Here is a 19687-nt window from a genome sequence, read left to right as displayed (position 1 = left end):
ATGACGGCCGCCGATCCCGGTGCTCGCCGCTCGGTGCAGTCGGGCTCGCCCTATGAGGCGACGATCGGCTTTGCGCGCGCGGTGCGCGTCGGGACACGCATCCTCGTGTCGGGCACCGCGCCGGTCGAGGAGGACGGCACATCCACGCCCGGCGATGCCGAGGCGCAGGCCGACCGCTGCCTCGCGATCATCGTCGCGGCGATCGAGGCGCTAGGCGGCAGCGCGCGCGACGTGGTGCGCACGCGGATGCTGCTGATCGATCCTGCCGATGGCGAAGCGGTGGGTCGCGCGCATGGCCGTGTGTTCGCCGCCATCCGCCCCGCCTCGACGATGGTGGCGGTGCAGGCGCTGCTGCGCCCCGAATGGCGCGTCGAGATCGAGGCCGAAGCCGAGCTTGGATCGTCGAGCGGTGACGGCGCGTTGGTCGGGCGATGATGACGACGACGCGCAAGGCCGCGATGCTCGCGGCACTGACGATGCTGGCAGCGTGCGGCGGCGAGCCCGAGCGTGCCGCCGAAGTGCCGGCCACCAATCGCGGCGACATTGCACCGACCGCTACGATGCCACAGCCCGCGCCTGTCGCGACGCCGCAACCGAGCCCCATGCCTTCGCCCGGCCCCTCGGCAAGCCCCGAGCCCGTGACGGCGTTGCCAGGCAGTCCCGGCGCACGGCTTGCCGAAATTCCCGTCGCCTTTCACGGTGTCTGGGCGGGCGACGGCACACGCTGCGCCCGTTCGTCGGACCTGCGGCTCGAAGTCGCCGCCAATGGCCTGACCTTCTACGAGAGCTTCGCCAGGCCGATCGCGATCACGCGCGCGGCCGGCCGCGCGATCGACGTCGAGCTCGAACTCTCGGGCGAGGGCGAGGTCTGGCGCGAACGCCAGACGCTCACGCTCGGCGAAGACAACCGCACGCTGCAACGCCGCCACGAGCGCGGCACGCTCGCATATTCGCGGTGCGATACCGAAGAGGATCTATGACCGACCAGTTCTCGCTCACCGACGACCAGCGCGAAATCCAGGATCTGGCGCGCAAGTTCACCGCCGATCGCATCACGCCCTTCGCCGGCGAGTGGGACGAGAAGCACATCTTCCCGCGCGACACGATCAAGGCGGCGGCCGAGCTCGGCTTCGGCGCGATCTATGTCAGCGAGGAAGCCGGCGGCATCGGGCTCGGCCGGCTCGAGGCGGCGCTCATCATGGAAGCGATGGCCTATGGCTGCCCGTCGACCAGTGCGTTCATCAGCATCCACAACATGGCGGCATGGATGCTCGACCGCTTCGGCAGCGCCGAGCTGAAAGAGCGCTATCTGCCGAAGCTGACCGGAATGGACTGGATCGCCTCCTACGCACTCACCGAGCCTTCCTCGGGCTCCGATGCCGCCGCGCTCAAGACGCGCGCTGTACGGGACGGCGATCATTATGTCGTCAACGGCAGCAAGCAGTTCATCTCGGGCGCGGGCGAGAACGAGCTGTATCTGGTGATGGTGCGCACCGGCGAGGACGGGCCGAAGGGCATCTCGTGCCTGGCGATCGAGAAGGACATGCCCGGCGTCAGCTTCGGCGCCAACGAGCGCAAGCTCGGCTGGCATTCGCAGCCGACGCGCCAGCTCATCCTCGAGGATGTGCGCGTGCCCGCGGGCAATCTGGTGGGCGGCGAGGGTGAGGGCTTCCGCATCGCGATGATGGGGTTGGACGGCGGGCGCCTCAACATCGGCGCATGCTCCTTGGGCGGTGCGCAGCGCTGCCTCGACGAGAGCATCGCCTATGTGAAGGACCGCCAGCAATTTGGCCAGCCAATCGCCGAGTTCCAGAACACGCAGTTCATGCTCGCCGACATGGCGACCGACCTCGAGGCGGCACGCGCGCTCCTTTATGTCGCCGCCGCCAAGGTGACGGCGAACGCGCCCGACAAGACGCGCTTCGCGGCGATGGCGAAGCGGCTGGCGACCGATTCGGGATCGAAGATCGTCAACGATGCGCTGCAGCTGCACGGCGGCTATGGCTATCTGATGGACTATCCGATCGAGCGCTTCTGGCGCGACCTGCGCGTCCATTCGATCCTCGAGGGCACCAACCAGGTCATGCGGATGATCGTCGGGCGCGATCTGGTGCGACAGGGCTGAACGCGATGACCGACCATGTGCTGATCGAGACTGCCGGCCGTATCGGTCGCATCCGGCTCAATCGCCCCAAGGCGATCCATGCGCTGACCGAGCCGATGTGCGCGGCCGTCATCGACGCGCTCGACGGCTGGGCGGCCGATCCGGCGATCGAGGCGGTGCTGCTCGACCATCTCGAGGGGCGTGGCTTCTGCGCGGGCGGCGACATTCGCATGCTCGCGGTGAGCGGTGCGGGCGACGGTGCCGAGGCACGCGCCTTCTTCCGCACCGAATATCGCATGAACCACCGGCTGTTCACCTTCACCAAGCCGATCGCCGCGTTCATGGACGGGATCACGATGGGTGGCGGTGTCGGCATCTCGCAGCCCGCGCGCTACCGCGTGGCGACCGAGAACACGAAGTTCGCGATGCCCGAGACGGGGATCGGGCTGTTCCCCGATGTCGGCGCGGGCTGGTATCTCTCGCGCCTGCCGGGGCGCATGGGGCAGTATCTGGCGCTGACGGGCCACCGGCTCGACGGCGCCGAGTGCGTCGCGCTGGGGCTGGCGACGCACTACCTCCCCGCCGACGCGCTTGAGGAGGCCAAGCGCCGCATCGCCAGCGATCCGCAGGCGATCGAGGCCATTCTGGATGCGGTGGCGACGCCCGCGCCCGATGCGCGCATCCTAGCGCACCGGGGCGCGATCGACCGGCTGTTCGCGAGCGACCGGCTGGCGGAGATCGAGGCGGCGCTTGCTGGTGATGGCAGCGAGTGGGCGCGCGGCACGCTCGCGACGCTCGCTACCAAGTCGCCACAGGCGATGAAGGTCAGCCTCAAGCTGCTGCTCGACGGGCGCACGATGCCGACCTTCGAGGACGAGATGCGCCAGGAATATGCCGTCGCCTGCCATGTCGTGCAGCGCGCCGATTTCATCGAAGGCGTGCGCGCGCTGATCGTCGACAAGGACAATACGCCGCGCTGGCAGCCCGAACGCGGCGAGGACGTGACCGAACATCTGATCGACCAGATCTTCGCGCCGCTGCCCGCCGATCACGAATGGTCGCCGCAATAGCCGTCGCCCCAGCGAAGGCTGGGGACTTTTGCCAGGGGTCCGCCGGTGGCCCGAGACCCCAGCCTGCGCTGGGGTGACGAACTGAGGGAAGCATGACCTACGAAACCATCCTCGTCGAGCAGCGTGGCCGCGTGACTTTGGTCACGCTCAACCGGCCCAAGGCGCTCAACGCGCTGAACGCGCAGGTGCTCGCCGATCTCAATGCCGCGATGGCGGCGTTCGATGCCGATGCGGGGCAGGGCTGCGCGGTCGTCACCGGCAGCGAAAAGGCGTTCGCCGCCGGCGCCGACATCAAGGAAATGCAGGCGATGGGCTTTGCCGATATGTACGGCACTAATCATTTCGCCGGCTGGGAAGTGTTCGCGCGCACGCGCAAGCCCGTGATCGCGGCGGTGGCGGGCTATGCGTTGGGCGGCGGCTGCGAGCTGGCGATGATGTGTGATTTCATCCTCGCCGCCGATAGCGCGAAGTTCGGCCAGCCCGAGATCAAGCTGGCGGTGACGCCGGGCATGGGCGGATCGCAGCGGCTCGCGCATGCCGTGGGCAAGGCCAAGGCGATGGAGATGTGCCTGACCGGCCGGATGATGGATGCCGAGGAAGCCGAGCGCGCGGGGCTGGTGGCGCGCATCGTACCCGCCGCCGACCTGCTCGACGATGCGATGAAGACCGCCGCGACGATCGCCGGCATGGCGCCGCTCGCGGTGCTGGCGAACAAGGAGATGGTCAACGCCGCGTTCGAGATGCCGCTGGCGCAGGGCGTGCAGTTCGAGCGCCGGCTGTTCAACGGCATCTTCGGCAGCGAGGATCAGAAGGAAGGCATGGCGGCGTTCGTCGAGAAGCGCGCCGGCGACTGGAAGGGGCGCTGACCATGGCACGCATCGCATTCATCGGGCTGGGCAATATGGGCGGCGGCATGGCCGCCAACCTGGCGAAGAACGGGCATGACGTGCGTGCCTTCGACCTTTCCGACGAGGCGCTGGCGCGCGCGAAGGACGCCGGATGCCTGCCGGCGGAAAGCGCCGCCGCCGCTTGTGCCGAAGCCGAGGCGGTGGTGACGATGCTGCCCGCGGGCCGGCATGTCGAGGAAGTCTACGCCGGCGCGGTATTCGATACCGTACCCGCCAATGCGATCCTGATGGACTGCTCGACGATCGACGTCGAAACCGCGCGCCGCGTTGCCGCCGACGCTGCCGCGCGTGGCCTGACGCTCGTTGACGCGCCGGTATCGGGCGGCATCGCGGCGGCCAATGCGGGCACGCTGACCTTCATGGTCGGCGGCAGCGACGAGGCGTTCCGCCGCGCCGAGCCCTTCCTCGCCGACATGGGCAAGGCGGTGATCCATGCCGGTGCCAGCGGTGCGGGGCAGGGCGCCAAGATCTGCAACAACATGCTGCTAGGGGCGACGATGATCGCGACCTGCGAGGCGTTCGTGCTGGCGGAGAAGCTGGGGCTCGATCTCTCGCGCTTCTACGATATCGCCAGCGTGTCGTCGGGCCAGAGCTGGTCGATGACGAGCTATTGCCCGGTGCCCGGCGTCGGCCCCGAGACGCCCGCCGATCGCGACTGGCAGGGCGGTTTCGCCGCGGCGCTGATGCTCAAGGATCTCCGCCTCGCGATGGAGGCGGCATCGGGCGTGTCGGCCGACACGCCGATGGGCGCGCGCGCCGCCGAGCTCTACCAGCGCTTCTCCGACGAGGGCGGCGCGGGGCGCGATTTCTCGGGCATCATCAACATGCTGGGCCTGTCGCCGCGCGATTGATGGGGTGTAGTATTTGAGTGCATCGCGTCAGCCGTTCCGATATCACCGGAGCATGACGTTGGTTCGACTCCTGCTGGCGTTGTTGACGGCCGCGCTGCTCGCGCCTGTGGCGTCGGCGCAGCTCGCGCCCGCCGGCGAGCGCCATATCGCCATCGACCTCGTCGCCGAGAGCGATCGGCCCGCCCCCGGCAGTGAGGTGACGCTCGCCTTGGTGTCGAAGCCCGATGCCGGCTGGCATGGCTATTGGAAGAACCCCGGCGACGCGGGGATCGAGACCACGCTTGCTTGGACGCTCCCCGCCGGCGTCACAGCGGGGCCGCTCGAATATCCCGTGCCGCACCGCCTGCTCATCGGCGGACTGATGAACTATGTGTATCAAGGCCCCTTCACACAGTTCGTCACGCTCGGCATTCCCGCCGGTCTTGCGCCGGGCACGGCGCTGCCGATCAAGGTGCGCGCCGACTATCTGGTCTGCACCAACGAGATCTGCGTGCCTGAGACGCGCGAGCTCGAGACGCGGTTGACGGTGGGCGACGGCGCGATCGACCCTGCGCGCCGTGCCGATTTCGACCGCTGGCGCGCGGCGATGCCCAAGCCTCTCGGCTCGCCCGCGCGCTATGCGGTGGCCGATGGCATGTTCCGCATCGCGATACCCTGGCCTGCCGATGCCGCCGCTGCCGACCCCTATTTCTTCCCGCTTGCCGCGAGCGGCCCAAGCTTCTCGGCGCCGCAGACGGTGCGGCGCGCGGGCGACCTGCTGATCCTCGAAACCAGTGCGCAGGGCGCCGGGCCGCCGCGTATCGAGGGCGTGCTCTCGGTCGGCGACGGCAACGGCTTTGCGCTGACCGCCATGCCGGGCGCGGTGCCGGCAGGCGATGCGCCGCAAACTGCGGGCTTCGATGTCGCGCTGGCGCTGACGGCGTTCGCCGGCGCGGTGCTCGGCGGGCTGCTGCTCAACATCATGCCCTGCGTATTCCCGATCCTGAGCCTCAAGGCGCTGAGCCTCGCGCGCGCGGGCGAAGACGCGGGCGCCGCGCGCGCCGAAGGGCTGGCCTATACCGCCGGCGCCATCCTCGCCTGCGCGGCGCTGGGCGGCGTGCTGCTGCTGCTGCGCGCGGGCGGCGAGGCGGTGGGCTGGGCGTTCCAGCTCACCGATCCGCGCATCATCCTCGTCCTGCTGCTGCTGGTGACGGCGATCGCGCTCAATCTGGCGGGCGTGTTCGAGCTGCCGGCGCCCGGCGCGGTCAATCGGCTGAGCGCGCGCGGCAGCGGCGGCGCGTTCGCCACGGGCGCGCTCGCGGCGTTCGTCGCGACGCCGTGCACCGGGCCGTTCATGGGCGCTGCACTCGGCACCGCGCTGGTGCTGCCCTGGTGGGCGGCGATGCTGGTGTTCGCGGGGCTGGGGCTCGGGCTGGCGCTGCCCTTCCTCGCCATCGGCCTCTCGCCCGCGCTGCGCCGACGGCTGCCGCGACCGGGGCCGTGGATGGAGCGCTTCCGCCATATCCTGTCGGTGCCGATGTTCCTGACCGCGCTGGCGCTCGCCTGGGTGCTCGGCCGGCAGGCCGGCGTCGACGGCATGACGCTGGGACTGGCGGCGGCGCTGCTGCTCGCGCTCGCCTTGTGGTGGACGGGTAGCCGGCAGACGCGCGGTTCATCGCGCGCCTGGGTGCCGGGCGCGGCGGCCGGCGCGCTGGCGCTCGCCGCGATCGTGCTGGTCGAGCGCGCACCTGCCGATGCGGCACCGCGCGTCGCTGCACTCGGCGCGCAGCCCTTCACCGAGGCGACGCTGGCGCGGATGCAGGGCGAGGGGCGACCCGTATTCGCCTATTTTACCGCCGACTGGTGCGTGACCTGCAAGGTCAACGAAAAGACCGCGATCGAGACCGCCGCCGTCGCCGAGGCGTTCAAGAGCGGCGGGGTGCAGGTGCTGGTGGGCGACTGGACCGATGGCAATCCCGAACTCGGCCGCTTCATCGAGAAGCACAATCGCGCCGGCGTACCGCTCTATCTTTGGTATGCGCCGGGCAGCGCAACGCCGCAGGTGCTGCCGCAACTGCTCACCACATCGATGCTGACCCGATTGCCCGCGCCGCAAGCGGCGGCAGTGGGCGGATGAAGAGGAGAGATGTCATGAAAGCCAAGCACTGGATGCTCCCCGGCCTCGCGGCGATCGCCGCCTTCGCGCTGCCTGCTACCGTGCCGCTCGCGGCGCAGCAGACGACGGGACAGAAGGCGGGCAATTTCGCGCTCACCGACATGAACGGCCGCACCGTCCGCCTCTCCGACTTCAAGGGCAAGACGGTTGTGCTCGAATGGCACAATCCGGGCTGTCCGTTCGTCAAGAAGCATTATGACAGCGGCAACATGCAGAAAACGCAGGCTGCCGCGGTGGCGGGCGGCGCGGTCTGGCTGACGATCAATTCGGGCGCTCCGGGCAAGCAGGGGCATATGGCGCCAGCCGAAGCGCGAAGCCTGTTTGCCGAGCAGAAGCTCAGGTCGACCAACTATCTGCTCGACCCGAAGGGCGTCGTCGGCAAGGGCTATGGCGCCAAGACGACGCCGCACCTCTACGTCATCGATCCCCAGGGCACGCTCGTCTATCAGGGCGGCATCGACGACAAGCCCACCGCCAACGTCGCCGACATCGCATCGGCACGCAATCACGTGACCGCGGCGCTGGGCGAGCTAAAGGCGGGCCGTCCCGTCTCGCAGGCCGAAACGCGGCCCTATGGCTGCTCGGTCAAATATCCCGAAGTGGCCTGACGCGCGGCGCGGCGATCGCCCGGCCCTTGTGCGGTGCAACAAAGCCTGACACGATGCAACGAATTGTCGCTTCGGGCTTTGAGGGTAGATGGGGGATCGCCGCGCGTTCGACGAGATATGGGGGCATGACGGCCCCGCCAGGCCGCGTGCCGCGCTGACCGAGCTCGCCCGCTGGATCGACGAGACCCCTTCCGACGATCTTGCGCGCCGTTCCGAAGCCGCCGAGGCGACGTTCCGGCAACTCGGCATCACCTTCGCCGTCTATGGCGAGAGCGAGGCGTCCGAACGCATCATCCCCTTCGATATCGTGCCGCGCGTTTTCTTGGCCGACGAATGGGCACGGCTTTCCGAAGGGCTCATTCAGCGCGTCGACGCGATCAATGCTTTTCTGAACGACATCTATGGCGAGCAGCGCATCCTCGCCGAAGGTGTGCTGCCGCCCGAGCTGATCCTCGGCAACCCGCAATTCCGCCACGAGGTCGTGGGCATCGCGCCGCCGCACGGCATCTGGGCACATATCTGCGGTATCGATCTGGTGCGCACCGGGCCCGATGATTTCTTCGTGCTTGAGGACAATGCGCGCACGCCCTCGGGCGTGTCGTACATGCTCGAGAATCGCGAGGCGATGATCCGCCTGTGTCCCGAGCTGTTCCGCAAGTTTCGCGTGGCGGCGGTCGACAGCTATCCCGACCGGCTGCTCGAGACGATGCGCTCGGTCGCCCCCACCGGTGCTGGCAGCCGCCCCGTGTGCGTCGTGCTGACGCCGGGGCATTTCAACAGCGCCTATTACGAGCACAGCTTTCTCGCCGATTCGATGGGCATCGAACTCGTCGAGCCCGCTGATCTGGTCGTCGACGACGATGTCGTCTGGATGCAGACGATCGCCGGCCGCGTGAAGGTCGACGTCATCTATCGCCGCATCGACGACGATTTTCTCGATCCCATCGTGTTCCGCCCTGATTCGCTGCTCGGCGTGCCCGGCATCATGGCGGCGTACCGCGCGGGCAATGTCGCGCTCATCAACGCGCCGGGCAACGGCATCGCCGACGACAAGGCGATCTACAGTTACATGCCCGAGATCGTGCGCTTCTATTCGGGCGGCGAGGCGCGGCTGCCCAATGTCGAGACATGGCGCTGCCGCGAGCCGCAGGCGCTCAAATATGTTCTCGATCACCTGCCCGAGCTGGTGGTCAAGCTCGTCGACGGATCGGGCGGCTACGGGATGCTGGTGGGGCCGACCGCGAGCAGCGCCGAGATCGAGGCGTTTCGCGCCGCGCTGGTCGCCGAGCCGCATCGCTATATCGCGCAGCCAACGCTCGCCTTGTCGACGGTGCCGACACTGGCGGAGGCGGGGCTGGCGCCCCGGCATGTCGATTTCCGCCCCTTCGTGCTCTCGGGCAGCGGCGGCGTGCAGGTGGTGCCCGGCGGGCTCACGCGCGTGGCGCTGCGCGAAGGCTCGCTCGTCGTCAATTCGAGCCAGGGCGGCGGCACCAAGGACAGTTTCGTGCTGATGCCCGATGCGCGCACGCTCGCCCAATCGCAGACGATGGGAGACATGGTGCAGCAGCAGGAACTGGGGCTGTGAGGGAGCCGCGTCCATGCTGATGCTCTCGCGCACCGCCGCCTCGCTCTACTGGCTGGGTCGCTATGTCGAGCGCGCCGACTTCATCGCGCGGCTGGTGGAGGCGACGGTGCGGCTCGATGCGCTGTCGCCCACGCCGGCGGGCGAGGCGGCATGGGGCAGTGCGCTGAGCGTCACCTACGGCGCCGACGCCTTTGCCGAGACCGGCCGCGCGATCGATCAGGCCAGTGTCGTGCGCTTCCTAACCGTCGATACCGACCATGCCGGATCGGTCGTGCGCTGCCTCGATATGGCGCGCAACAATGCACGTGCCGTTCGCACCGCGCTCACGCGCGAATCGTGGACGGCGATCAACCGGGCATGGCTGATCTTCAACGGCAGGCTGCGGCCGGGCGATGCGATGTCGGCGCTCGGCCTCGTCGAGGCGGTCAAGGCCGAGACGCGCGGCTTCGAAGGCGCGGTGATGCGCATGATGCGCAACGAGGCGGTGTGGTTCATCAGGCTGGGCGCCGCGATCGAGCGCGCCGACAACACCGCGCGGCTGATCGACGTGAAATATCACCTGCTGCTGCCCGAGGGCGAGCAAGTGGGCGGCGTCGTCGACCGCGACCAGTGGACGACGATCCTCCAGACCGTATCGGCGGTCACGGCCTACCGCTGGCTCTACAGCGAAGGGCTGCGGCCCAATCTGGTCATCGACCTGCTGCTGGCGCGCCCCGAACTTCCACGCAGCCTTGCCGCCTGCGCCGAGGAAACGGTCGAGATGCTCAGCCTGCTCGGCCGGCGCACGGGATTGCAGGGCGAGGCCGACCGGCTGGCGCGCGCGCGCATGTCGCGGATGCACCGCACGCGTACGCACGAGGTCATCGTCAAGGGCCTGCACGAATGGCTCGACGGGTTCATCGGCGACAATGCCGCGCTCGATGCGGCGATCGCCCGGCAGTTCCGGTTCATCTGATGCGCATCTCGGTCGATCACCGCACTCGCTACGTGTTTTCCGAACCGCAGTCGCGCATCGTGCAGTTGTTGCGGTTATGGCCCGACGACAGCGACAGCCAGACGGTGGTCGACTGGCGCATCGACGTCGATTGCGATGCGCGATTGCGGCGGCATCGCGACGGGTTGGGGAATCAGGTGACGATGCTCTATGCCGATGGTCCGATCGACGCGATCGAGATCAGCGTGCAGGGCGAAGTGCTGACCAGCATGCGCGACGGGCACGTCAGCGGCGTGATCGAGACGCTGCCCGCGGCCTTCTACGCGCGCGATACGCCGGCGACGCGCGCCGACGCCGCGATCGCCGCCTTCGCACGGGAGCATGGCGATCCGCTGGCGATTGCCGGCGCGCTTGGCGTGATGGCCCGGCCGGCTGACGGATCGGGCGAGACGCTGCGCGATGCGGCGGAGGCGTTCGCCGCGGGCGACCCGAGCGTGCGCGAGGCGGCACAGGTGATGATCGCGGCGATGCGCTCGCTCGGCACGCCCGCGCGCTATGTCAGCGGCTATCTGCTCGGCGAGGAGAACCATGGCGCGCCGCACGGCTGGGTCGAGATCGCATCGCGCGCCGGCGCGGGTTGGATCGCCATCGACCCGTCGCGCGGCGGGACGGCCGACGAACGCCATGTGCGCATGTGCGTCGGTCTCGATGCGCATGATGCCGCGCCGGTGGCCGGCTCGCGTCTCGGCGCCGGGAGCGAGGCGCTCGACGTCGATCTGCACGTCGCGCGCGGCAGCCGGCAAGAATAGCCGGCGGCCGCGTCCGCTGGTCATTCGGCAGCTTCGCGCACGTCCGCCGGGTCGCGCTCGCTCGCCCGGCCGATACCGGCATAGCGCAGCCCCGCCGCCTCGACATCGGCCGGAACATAGATGTTGCGCAGATCGACCAGCACCGGTGCTGCCATCACATCGCGCAGGCGGCCAAGGTCGAGCGCGCGGAACGCGTCCCATTCGGTGACGATCACCGTCGCCGCCGCGCCCTGCGCTGCGTCATAGGCCGAAGTGGCGTAGGTCACTTCATCGAGCAGCGGGCGCGCCGCATCGATGCCTTCGGGGTCGTAGGCGCGGATCGTCGCGCCGGCATCCTGCAACGCCTGGATGATCGAGATCGAAGGCGCCTCGCGCATGTCGTCGGTATTGGGCTTGAAGGTGAGGCCTAGGATCGCGACGGTGCGCCCGCGCACGTCGCCGCCCATCGCCGCGATCACCTTGCGCGCCATCGCGCGCTTGCGCGTGTCGTTGATCGCCACGGTCGTCTCGATCAGCCGGAGCGGGCTGTCATGGTCCTGCGCGGTCTTGACCAGTGCCAGCGTGTCCTTGGGGAAGCACGATCCGCCATAGCCGGGGCCGGCGTGCAGGAACTTCGACCCGATGCGATTGTCGAGCCCGATGCCGCGCGACACTTCCTGCACGTCGGCGCCCACCTTCTCGCACAGGTCGGCGATCTCGTTGATGAAGGTGATCTTCATCGCGAGGAAGGCGTTGGCGGCGTATTTGATGAGTTCGCTGGTGCGCCGGCGCGTGAACAGAATCGGCGACTTGTTGAGATAAAGCGGGCGATAGACCTGCTCCATCGGCGCGCGCGCGCGCTCGTCCTCGATGCCGACGACGATGCGGTCAGGGCGCTTGAAATCCTCGATCGCGGCGCCCTCGCGCAGGAATTCGGGGTTCGAGGCAACGGCGAAATCGGCTTGCGGATTGGTCTCGCGGATGATCCGCTCGACTTCGTCGCCGGTGCCCACGGGCACGGTCGATTTGGTGACGATGACGGTGAAACCGCGGATCGCGGCCGCGATCTCGCGCGCGGCGCCGTGGACGTAGGAGAGGTCGGCATGGCCATCGCCGCGCCGCGTCGGCGTGCCGACGCCGATGAACACGACCTCGGCTTCGCCGACCGGGCCGGCAAGGTCGGTGGTGAACGAAAGCCGGCCGGCAGCGACGTTCTTCGCCACCAGCGCATCAAGGCCCGGCTCGAAGATGGGAATTCCGCCGGCGTTGAGCTTCTCGATCTTGGCCGCGTCCTTGTCGACGCAGACGACGTCGTGGCCGAAGTCGGCGAAGCACGCCCCCGAGACTAGGCCGACATAGCCCGATCCGATCATCACGATGCGCATGGCGCCGATCTACTCCCGAATAATGGTGCGGCGCGGAGCTGAGCTTCGATGCGCTGCGCTTGCATGCGCGCGCTTGCCAAGATCGGGCGGTACGGTCAACGCGCATCGCCGCCGATGCGCCGGCGCGTATCGTCGCGATACGGCGTGGCGCTTTGTTAACGGCATAAAAAAAGGCTCCGCAAGGAGCCGAACCTCGCCGCTGGACGCGGCAACCTTCAGTCGATCGGGCCGAGATGCGCGATCCGCGCCCCCGGCCCGACAAAATTCAATCAGAACGGCCGAAGCAGGTGGCCGTACTTCTCACCAAAAAACAGATCGAACATGCCGTATCTCCCAGCGTTGCGACGTGCACGCGAGAAAATACTTAATCGAAAGTTAAGCTTCGCACAAGGCAGGCAAGCTTGGTCCGCCGCGCCCAATGTGCCACTGCGGGACCGCAAGTTAACGGGATGGCAAGGCGCGCGGCCTAGATGCCGGAGGAGATGTCTGATCCCCGTCCCCTTGACGATGGCGGCGCTGCGGCACCGGCGGCCTGTGATCCCGGTCTGGCGACGGTCGCCGGGCTGGCCTGGCGGATGCTGATCCTTGCCGAAGTTGGCAACTTCAGCACGCTGCGAAGGCTGCTTGGCCGGCTTCGCGCCGAGCGACTCATCGCGGAGATCGCGGCCGAGATCGCCAAAGTCCTGCCCGGTGCGCGCATCGCGCCAGTGGGCCGCGCGGCGGTGGAAGTCTGTTTCGAAGGCTCCGTCCCTACCGAAGCCGATCAAGTGATCGCGCGGCTGCGCACGCGTTTCGCGCAACCTTTCGACATCGATGGCGAACTGCACACGCTCGAGATGCTGTTCGCCGGCGCGGCAATGCCGGTGCACGACGATGACGACGTGCGGCTGGTCGAGGCGGCCGAATCGGCGCTTGCGCAGGCACATGCCGACCAGCGCGACGTCGTGCGCGATCTCACGCGCATCGAACATGCCTATGATCGTCTGGCGCTCATCCGCGATCTCGGCTCGGCGGTGAGCGAGGGGCAGATGTTCCTGCAATATCAGCCCAAGGTGCATCTTCGCCGGCAGGAGATCGTCAGTGCCGAAGCGCTGGTGCGCTGGCAGCATCCCGAGCGTGGGCTGATCTTTCCCGGCGATTTCATCCAGCTCGCCGAGGAATGCGGCAAGATCGGCGCGCTGACGCTGTGGACGATCCGGCAGGTCATCGCCGACCAGCAAATGCTCGCTGCCGATGGCCATGACATCCCGATCTTCGTCAACATCTCGGGCGTGCTGCTCGCCGATTCGGCGTTCGTCGAGCAGGTCTGCACCATGGTGCGCGGCGTGCCCGCGCGGATCGGCTTCGAGATCACCGAGACTGCCGTCATTCGCGATCCCGAAAGCGCGATCCGGCATTTGCGGCAATTCGCCGATATCGGGGTGGCACTGGCGATCGACGATTACGGCGCCGGGCTCTCGTCGCTCGCCTATCTCAAGCAGATGCCGGCATCCGAGCTCAAGATCGACAAGATGTTCGTGCTCGAATTGACGAGCAGCAACCGCGATCCGCTGATCGTGCGCTCGACCATCGACTTGGCGCACGCGCTCGACATGGAAGTGACCGCCGAGGGCGTGGAGACGCCGGCGGCGCTGGCGCTCTTGAGCGTGATGGGCTGTGACATGGCGCAGGGCTTCCTCATCAGCCGGCCGATCGCCATCGGCGCGCTGCGCCAGTTCGTTGCCGAGCAACGCCATCTCGCGGTCACCAACGCGGCACGACCGAGCTTCGGGCGGCCGGAAAGCTTCTGGAAGCGTGCCTGATCGCGTAAATTGGGGCACCAGCCTGGTCGCCGTGCTGATGCTTGGCGTCTGCGCCATGCCGGCGCTGGCGGCACCCGATGAGCCTATCCCGCATCAGTATGACGCCGACATCAAGCGCGTTCGCGAGGCGATGCTCACCGATCCCGCCGCTGCCTTCCGTCTCGCCATGGCGCTCGAGCGGCGCGCGGTGACGATGGCGCCGCCGGGCAAGCGCGCAACGCTTGCCAACACACGCGGTCTCGCGGCCGAGGCGCTGGTGCGCATCGATCGGTCGGATCGGGCAGCACCGCTCATCGCAAGCGCGGTGGCGCTGGCGCGATCAGCGGGCGACGCGCGCCTTCTGGGCGACGTGCTGCTCACGAAGGCCAATGCCGAATCCGATACGTTGCGCGCCGCCGATGCGCTGCAAAGCTATCAGCAGGCGTTCGAGAGCTATCGTGCAGCTGGTCATCCGCGCGGCCAGGCGATTGCCTTGCAGGGCATTGCCGGACTGTACGTGATGGGTGGCGATCACGCGACGGCCGATCGCTACTATCGCCAGTCCGAAGAGGTATTCTCGGGCGATCCCATCCTGTCGCTCACGCTTTCCAACAACCGCGCCACCAGCCTGCTCGCGCTCGACCGGTTCGACGCGGCGATTGCCGAATATCGCAAGGCGCTGGCGATCGCGCGCGAGCTTGAAAGCGAGCCGTTCACAGCGCGCATCCTGCACAATCTCGCCAAGGCCGATGTCGAGGCGGGCAGGCTTGCGGCTGCCGACATCCGCATCGCGCAGGCGCGTGCCATCACTGCCAGTCCCGAGGCAGCGAGCTTCCGGCCGCATATCGACGTGATCGAGGCCGAGGCGCGGTTCGCCGGCGGGCGCATGGACGAGGCGCGCCGGCTGATCGACCGCGCCTTCGAAGGCGTCGAGATCGAAACGACGACGCTGCCCTATCGCGACGCGCATGTCGCGGCCTACAATATCTACGAGGCGCTCGGCGACGCACCGCTTGCGCTGGCACACCTCACCGCGCTGCGGCGGCTGACCGACGAGGAAACGCGGCTGGCGGCATCGACCAACACCGCGCTGATGGCGGCGCGGTTCGATTTCGCCAACCAGGAACTGCGCATCGCGCGGCTCAAGGCCGACGAACTGCGTGCGGGCATCGCGCTCGAGCGATCGAATGCGCGCTTCCAGCAGACGCTGTTTACCGGGCTGGGCGGCGGCGCGCTGGTGATCGTCCTGCTGCTGAGCATCGGGCTGTTCACCATCCGCCGCAGCCGCAATCAGGTGCGCGACGCCAATGCCGAGCTGGCGACGACCAACGTCGCATTGGGCAAGGCGCTCGCTGCCAAGACCGAATTCCTGGCGACGACGAGCCACGAGATCCGCACCCCGCTCAACGGCATCTTGGGCATGGCGCAGGTAATGCTCGCCGCGCGTGATCTGCCGCCGGCACATCGCGACCGCGTATCGGTGGTGCACGACGCGGGCGTCGCGATGCGCGCGCTGGTCGACGACATTCTCGATGTGGCCAAGATGGAGACAGGCCATCTGGAGATCGCGCCGGCGCCGGTCGATCTCCTGCCCGCGCTTGAAGAGCTGTCACGCATGTGGGGCGATCAGGCGCGCGCAAAGGGTCTGGGGTTCAAGGCCGATTTCGATGCCGCGCCGGGCTGGATCGAAACCGATGCCGGCCGCCTGCGCCAGATCGTGTCGAACCTGCTGTCGAACGCGATCAAGTTCACCGCATCGGGCGGCGTGTGCCTCTCGGCACGCGCCGACGCGGCGAAGGGCCGGTTGCTGATCTCGATACGCGATTCGGGCATCGGCATTCCGGCCGATCGTATCGAGGAGGTGTTCGAGACGTTCCGTCAGGCCGATTCGACCACGACACGCGAATATGGCGGCACCGGGCTCGGCCTGGCGATATGCCGCAATCTTGCCCGCGCGCTGGGCGGCGACGTGCGCGTCGAGAGCGTGGTAGGCGAGGGCTCCACCTTCACCGTCGACCTGCCGCTGATCGAAGCGAGCGCGCCCGCCATTGTCGAACAGGGGGCGTGCAGCGACATGCTGATCGTCGATCGCAATCCCATCACCCGCGCGATGCTGCGCACGCTGGTGGCGCCGCATGTCGCGGGCGTCGCGTTCGCAGGCGATGCCGATGCGGCGATCGCAGCCATCGCGAGCGATCATCCGCATTGCGTGCTCGTCGATGATGCGTCGCTCGCAGGGGACGATGATGATGCGCGCATTGCAACGCTGGCCCGCATCACTGGGGCTGCCGGCGCGCATGGCGCCAGCCTGACCGTGCTCTGGCGCGCCCCCGACGCCGCGGTCTGCGCGGCGATCGAAGCCGCGGGCGCGACGATGGTGGTGGCAAAGCCCGTCGCAGGTGCCGCGCTGCTGGCGAAACTCTTCGGTGAAACGAGTGAAACTTCACTTGTTTCGAATGCCGCATGAGCAGATAGCATTTCGATATGGTCGCGAAACCAACTTCAGTGCATCAGTCGGAACACCGGCGGTGAACATTCTCTTCATTGAAGACGATCCCATGAACCGCAGGGTCGTCCGCGATATGCTCGACGTGGCGGGCGCGACGATGGCCGAGGCCGATCGCGCCGAGGAGGGGTTGCGCCGCATTGATGCCGAGGCATTCGATATCGTGCTGGTCGATCTGCGCATGCCGGGAATGGACGGGTTCGAGGCGATCGAGCGCATCCGCGCGCGCGACGATGCCAAGGCGGCGATACCGATCATCGTCGTGACCGCCGACACCGCGCCGGGCCTCACCGAGCGCTGCCTGAGTGCCGGCGCCGACGAGGTGCTGTTTAAGCCCGTCGCGATGGACGCGCTGTTCGACGCCATCGGACGCATCTTCGCGCGCAAGTCCGACGAAGGCGGGATGCTGCTCTAGGATCGGGGTTGCGATCCTGCGGCACCTCCCCGGCACGGGGAGGGGGACCATCCGCAGGATGGTGGAGTGGTGCGGCCGAAGGCCGCCGCATGTTCTGGCGTCAATCTTCGAGGATCAAGCTGTGCCGCCGCGTGTCGCGCATGCGCAGATAGGTCACCAGCGATACGCCGATCATCGCCGTCACATACCAGTAGAAGCCGCGCTCGATGCCGGCATTCTTGAACCACAGCGCGATATATTCGGCGGTGCCGCCGAACACGGCATTTGCCAGCGCATAAGGCAGCGCCACGCCCAGCGTGCGGATGTGCGCGGGATACATCTCGGCCTTCACCACGCCCGAGATCGCGCTGTAGCCCGAAACGATCGCGAGTGCGCCGAAGCAGATGGCGAACGCCGTCCACGGGTCGCGCACATCCTCCAGCGTCGTGAAGATGGGGTAGGTGAACGCGACGCCCAGCACGCCGAACCCCACCATCAGCGGCTTGCGGCCGACGCGATCCGAAAGCGCGCCCACCAGCGGTTGCAGCAGCATGAAGCCGAACAGGCTGGCGGCGTTGATCGCCGATGCCGTCTCGCGATCGAAACCCGAGGTGTTGACGAGGAACTTCTGCATGTAGATCGAATAGGCATAGAAGGCGAGCGTGCCGCCCGCGGTCAGCGCCAGCACCGTCAGGCTCTCGCGCGGATGCTCGCGACACAGCGCCCACAGACCTGATCGGCGATCGGCAGTACGGGCGTTCTCGAAGCTCTCGGTTTCGAGGAGGCCGCGCCGCAGCCAGAACACGCTGACCGCGAGCACCCCGCCGATCGCGAAGGGAATGCGCCAGCCCCATGCCTCGAGCGCCGCTTCGCTCATCGTCGCCTGCAATGCCAGCAGCACGCCCAGCGCCAGCAACTGCCCGCCGATCAGCGTGACATATTGGAAGCTCGCGAAGAAGCCGCGGCGGTTGCGGCCGGCGATTTCGGAGAGATAGGTGGCGCTCGCGCCATATTCGCCGCCTACCGAAAGCCCCTGCATCAGCCGCGCGGTGAGCAGCAGCGCAGGCGCGGCAACGCCGATGCTCGCATAGCTGGGCGTCACCGCGATCAGCAGCGAGCCGGCGCACATCAGCGTGACCGACAGCGTCAGCCCCGCCTTGCGCCCATGGCGGTCCGAATAGACGCCCATCAGCCAGCCGCCGATCGGCCGCATGAAGAAGCCGAGCGCGAATACGGCGGCGGCCTGGAGCAACTCGACCGTCGGATCGTCGCCGGGAAAGAATCGCGGCGCGAAATAGAGCGTGAACGCGGCATAGGCATACCAGTCGTACCATTCGACCAGATTGCCCGCCGATCCGCCGAGGATCGATCGCAGCCGTTCGCGCGTGAGCGGCGCGGGGGTGTCGCTGTGCATCGTCATGGCGTGGCGCATCGGCGGCGCTGCATCAAGCGCCGCAATTGCCTTGAAATCGGTGGGCATTCGGCGTAGAGGCCCGCCCAACGCCCGGAAACCGCGTTTCCGGCGAACCTGATTCTATTGATCGGAGCTACGGACTTTATGCAGATCATCGTTCGCGACAACAACGTCGACCAGGCTTTGCGGGCGCTCAAGAAGAAGCTGCAGCGGGAAGGCGTGTATCGCGAGATGAAGCTGCGCCGGCACTACGAGAAGCCGAGCGAGAAGCGCGCGCGCGAGCGTGCCGCCGCTGTGCGCCGCGCCCGCAAGCTCGAGCGCAAGCGCATGGAGCGCGACGGCGCGCGGTAAGCCGGCCGGCACCTCTGGTGCCTGACCGTCGCCGTTTCGGCTGATCGGCTCGCCCGGTTCGCGCTTTAACGTGCGGCCGGGGCGGGCGGATCGCCTCTCATACCCTTACCGGAAACGCTTCGATGTCGAACACCGCCGTACCGATTCGTCCCGTGAAGCGCGGCTATGTGCTGTGGCTCGTCATCGGCATCGCCGTCGCGGTGCTGGCATCGGGCCTGCTGGCGTGGAAGGGCACGGCGCAGGTGGTGGCGCAGACCGGCGGCAATGCCGAGTTCCTTGCCTACAACGCCAGTCAGCCGGGCGTGGTGCAGACCGCGAGCGGCCTGCAATATCGCGTGCTCGAGGCCGGCGAGGGCCCGACGCCGACCGACACCGACCTCGTGCTCGTCAACTATGTCGGCAAGATGCGCAGCGGCGAAACCTTTGACGAGAGCGAGCAGCCCACGCCGATGTCGCCCACCGGTGTCGTCCCGGGCTTCGGCGAGGGGCTCAAGCTGATGCCCAAGGGCGCCAAGTACCGCTTCTGGATCAAGCCCGAGCTCGCGTACGGTGCCGAGGCGCGTACCGATCCGCGCACTGGCGCCGAGGTGATCCCGGCCGATTCGCTGCTGATCTTCGACGTCGAGATGATCGATTTCGTGCCCGAGGCGGTGGTGCGGCAGATGCAGCAGCAGCAAATGATGATGCAGGGCGCACCCGGCGCCCCCGGCGCACCGCCGGCACCGCCCGCGGGCGAGTAACCGCGGACAGCTGCATTGTGGTTGCACCCCGTGCAATCGGGTGGGCCGACGACGCGCTTGAACCTCGCATGATCGCGCGACTATAGGAGCCGCGCGGGACCGTACGCGGGGCG

17 protein-coding genes and 1 pseudogene are annotated in these 19687 nt (G+C 67.9%); 16 read left to right on the top strand and 2 right to left on the bottom strand.

The genetic code is table 11. From position 1 onward, the window contains the following. From FBR43_RS11130 to FBR43_RS11080, 11 genes and pseudogenes are all read left to right on the top strand, one after another. Positions 1-435: a RidA family protein gene (locus tag FBR43_RS11130; RefSeq protein WP_136943191.1), complete on the top strand. Its 435-nt coding sequence runs from the start codon at positions 1-3 to the stop codon at positions 433-435. After that, positions 432-980: a hypothetical protein gene (locus tag FBR43_RS11125; RefSeq protein WP_136943190.1), complete on the top strand. Its 549-nt coding sequence runs from the start codon at positions 432-434 to the stop codon at positions 978-980. Before FBR43_RS11130 ends, FBR43_RS11125 begins: the two co-directional genes overlap by 4 nt. After that, positions 977-2125, top strand: coding sequence for an acyl-CoA dehydrogenase family protein (locus FBR43_RS11120; protein ID WP_136943189.1), 1149 nt, complete (start codon positions 977-979; stop codon positions 2123-2125). The genes FBR43_RS11125 and FBR43_RS11120 overlap by 4 nt, the downstream gene beginning before the upstream one ends. 5 nt (positions 2126-2130) lie before the next feature. Then, positions 2131-3174 carry an enoyl-CoA hydratase/isomerase family protein gene (locus FBR43_RS11115; protein ID WP_136943188.1) on the top strand — a complete coding sequence of 348 codons (1044 nt, stop codon included), beginning with the start codon at positions 2131-2133 and terminating at the stop codon, positions 3172-3174. Positions 3175-3266: 92 nt separating this feature from the next. Continuing rightward, entirely contained in the window at positions 3267-4040 is a 774-nt protein-coding gene (locus FBR43_RS11110; protein WP_136943187.1) for an enoyl-CoA hydratase, read from the top strand. Next, positions 4016-4933, top strand: a pseudogene (mmsB, locus tag FBR43_RS11105) (3-hydroxyisobutyrate dehydrogenase); the annotation flags it as partial. The gene FBR43_RS11110 and the pseudogene mmsB, both read left to right, overlap by 25 nt. A 52-nt stretch (positions 4934-4985) precedes the next feature. Then, complete coding sequence (locus FBR43_RS11100) at positions 4986-7049, top strand: protein-disulfide reductase DsbD family protein (RefSeq protein ID WP_136943185.1); 2064 nt, start codon at positions 4986-4988, stop codon at positions 7047-7049. A gap of 14 nt (positions 7050-7063) precedes the next feature. Further along, entirely contained in the window at positions 7064-7696 is a 633-nt protein-coding gene (locus FBR43_RS11095; RefSeq protein ID WP_249276551.1) for a redoxin domain-containing protein, read from the top strand. Between the two features lie 88 nt (positions 7697-7784). After that, entirely contained in the window at positions 7785-9281 is a 1497-nt protein-coding gene (locus FBR43_RS11090) for a circularly permuted type 2 ATP-grasp protein (RefSeq protein WP_136943184.1), read from the top strand. Between the two features lie 19 nt (positions 9282-9300). Further along, positions 9301-10236, top strand: coding sequence for an alpha-E domain-containing protein (locus tag FBR43_RS11085; protein WP_169542671.1), 936 nt, complete (start codon positions 9301-9303; stop codon positions 10234-10236). Further along, positions 10236-11024 carry a transglutaminase family protein gene (locus tag FBR43_RS11080; protein ID WP_136943182.1) on the top strand — a complete coding sequence of 263 codons (789 nt, stop codon included), beginning with the start codon at positions 10236-10238 and terminating at the stop codon, positions 11022-11024. Before FBR43_RS11085 ends, FBR43_RS11080 begins: the two co-directional genes overlap by 1 nt. Before the next feature lie 20 nt (positions 11025-11044). Here the strand turns inward: FBR43_RS11080 and FBR43_RS11075 are convergent, their stop codons facing one another. Beyond that, positions 11045-12388: a UDP-glucose dehydrogenase family protein gene (locus FBR43_RS11075; protein WP_136943181.1), complete on the bottom strand. Its 1344-nt coding sequence runs from the start codon at positions 12386-12388 to the stop codon at positions 11045-11047. Positions 12389-12870: 482 nt separating this feature from the next. Here FBR43_RS11075 and FBR43_RS11070 point away from each other — a divergent pair, with 482 nt between their 5' ends. From FBR43_RS11070 to FBR43_RS11060, 3 genes are all read left to right on the top strand, one after another. Next, complete coding sequence (locus tag FBR43_RS11070; protein ID WP_249276550.1) at positions 12871-14190, top strand: putative bifunctional diguanylate cyclase/phosphodiesterase; 1320 nt, start codon at positions 12871-12873, stop codon at positions 14188-14190. Beyond that, positions 14183-16636 (top strand): ATP-binding protein, encoded by a 2454-nt coding sequence (locus tag FBR43_RS11065; RefSeq protein WP_136943180.1) that lies wholly within the window; start codon positions 14183-14185, stop codon positions 16634-16636. The genes FBR43_RS11070 and FBR43_RS11065 overlap by 8 nt, the downstream gene beginning before the upstream one ends. A gap of 61 nt (positions 16637-16697) precedes the next feature. Continuing rightward, positions 16698-17090, top strand: coding sequence for a response regulator (locus FBR43_RS11060; protein WP_136943179.1), 393 nt, complete (start codon positions 16698-16700; stop codon positions 17088-17090). Positions 17091-17190: 100 nt separating this feature from the next. On the opposite strand, the gene FBR43_RS11055 is transcribed toward FBR43_RS11060, so the two are convergent. Then, a complete protein-coding gene (locus tag FBR43_RS11055; RefSeq protein ID WP_136944169.1) occupies positions 17191-18489 on the bottom strand; it encodes an MFS transporter in 1299 nt (432 codons plus the stop codon). Between the two features lie 138 nt (positions 18490-18627). Here FBR43_RS11055 and rpsU point away from each other — a divergent pair, with 138 nt between their 5' ends. Next, positions 18628-18834, top strand: a complete 207-nt coding sequence (rpsU, locus tag FBR43_RS11050; protein WP_010162663.1) for a 30S ribosomal protein S21 — start codon at positions 18628-18630, stop codon at positions 18832-18834. Positions 18835-18956: 122 nt separating this feature from the next. Further along, a complete protein-coding gene (locus FBR43_RS11045; protein WP_136943178.1) occupies positions 18957-19574 on the top strand; it encodes an FKBP-type peptidyl-prolyl cis-trans isomerase in 618 nt (205 codons plus the stop codon). Positions 19575-19687: the final 113 nt, after the last annotated feature.

It is taken from the genome of Sphingomonas baiyangensis (assembly GCF_005144715.1).
GTDB classification, from domain to species: Bacteria; Pseudomonadota; Alphaproteobacteria; order Sphingomonadales; family Sphingomonadaceae; genus Sphingomonas; species Sphingomonas baiyangensis.
The sequence above is the reverse complement of the archived record's forward strand: the minus strand, read 5'-3'. Positions and strand labels throughout refer to the sequence as shown.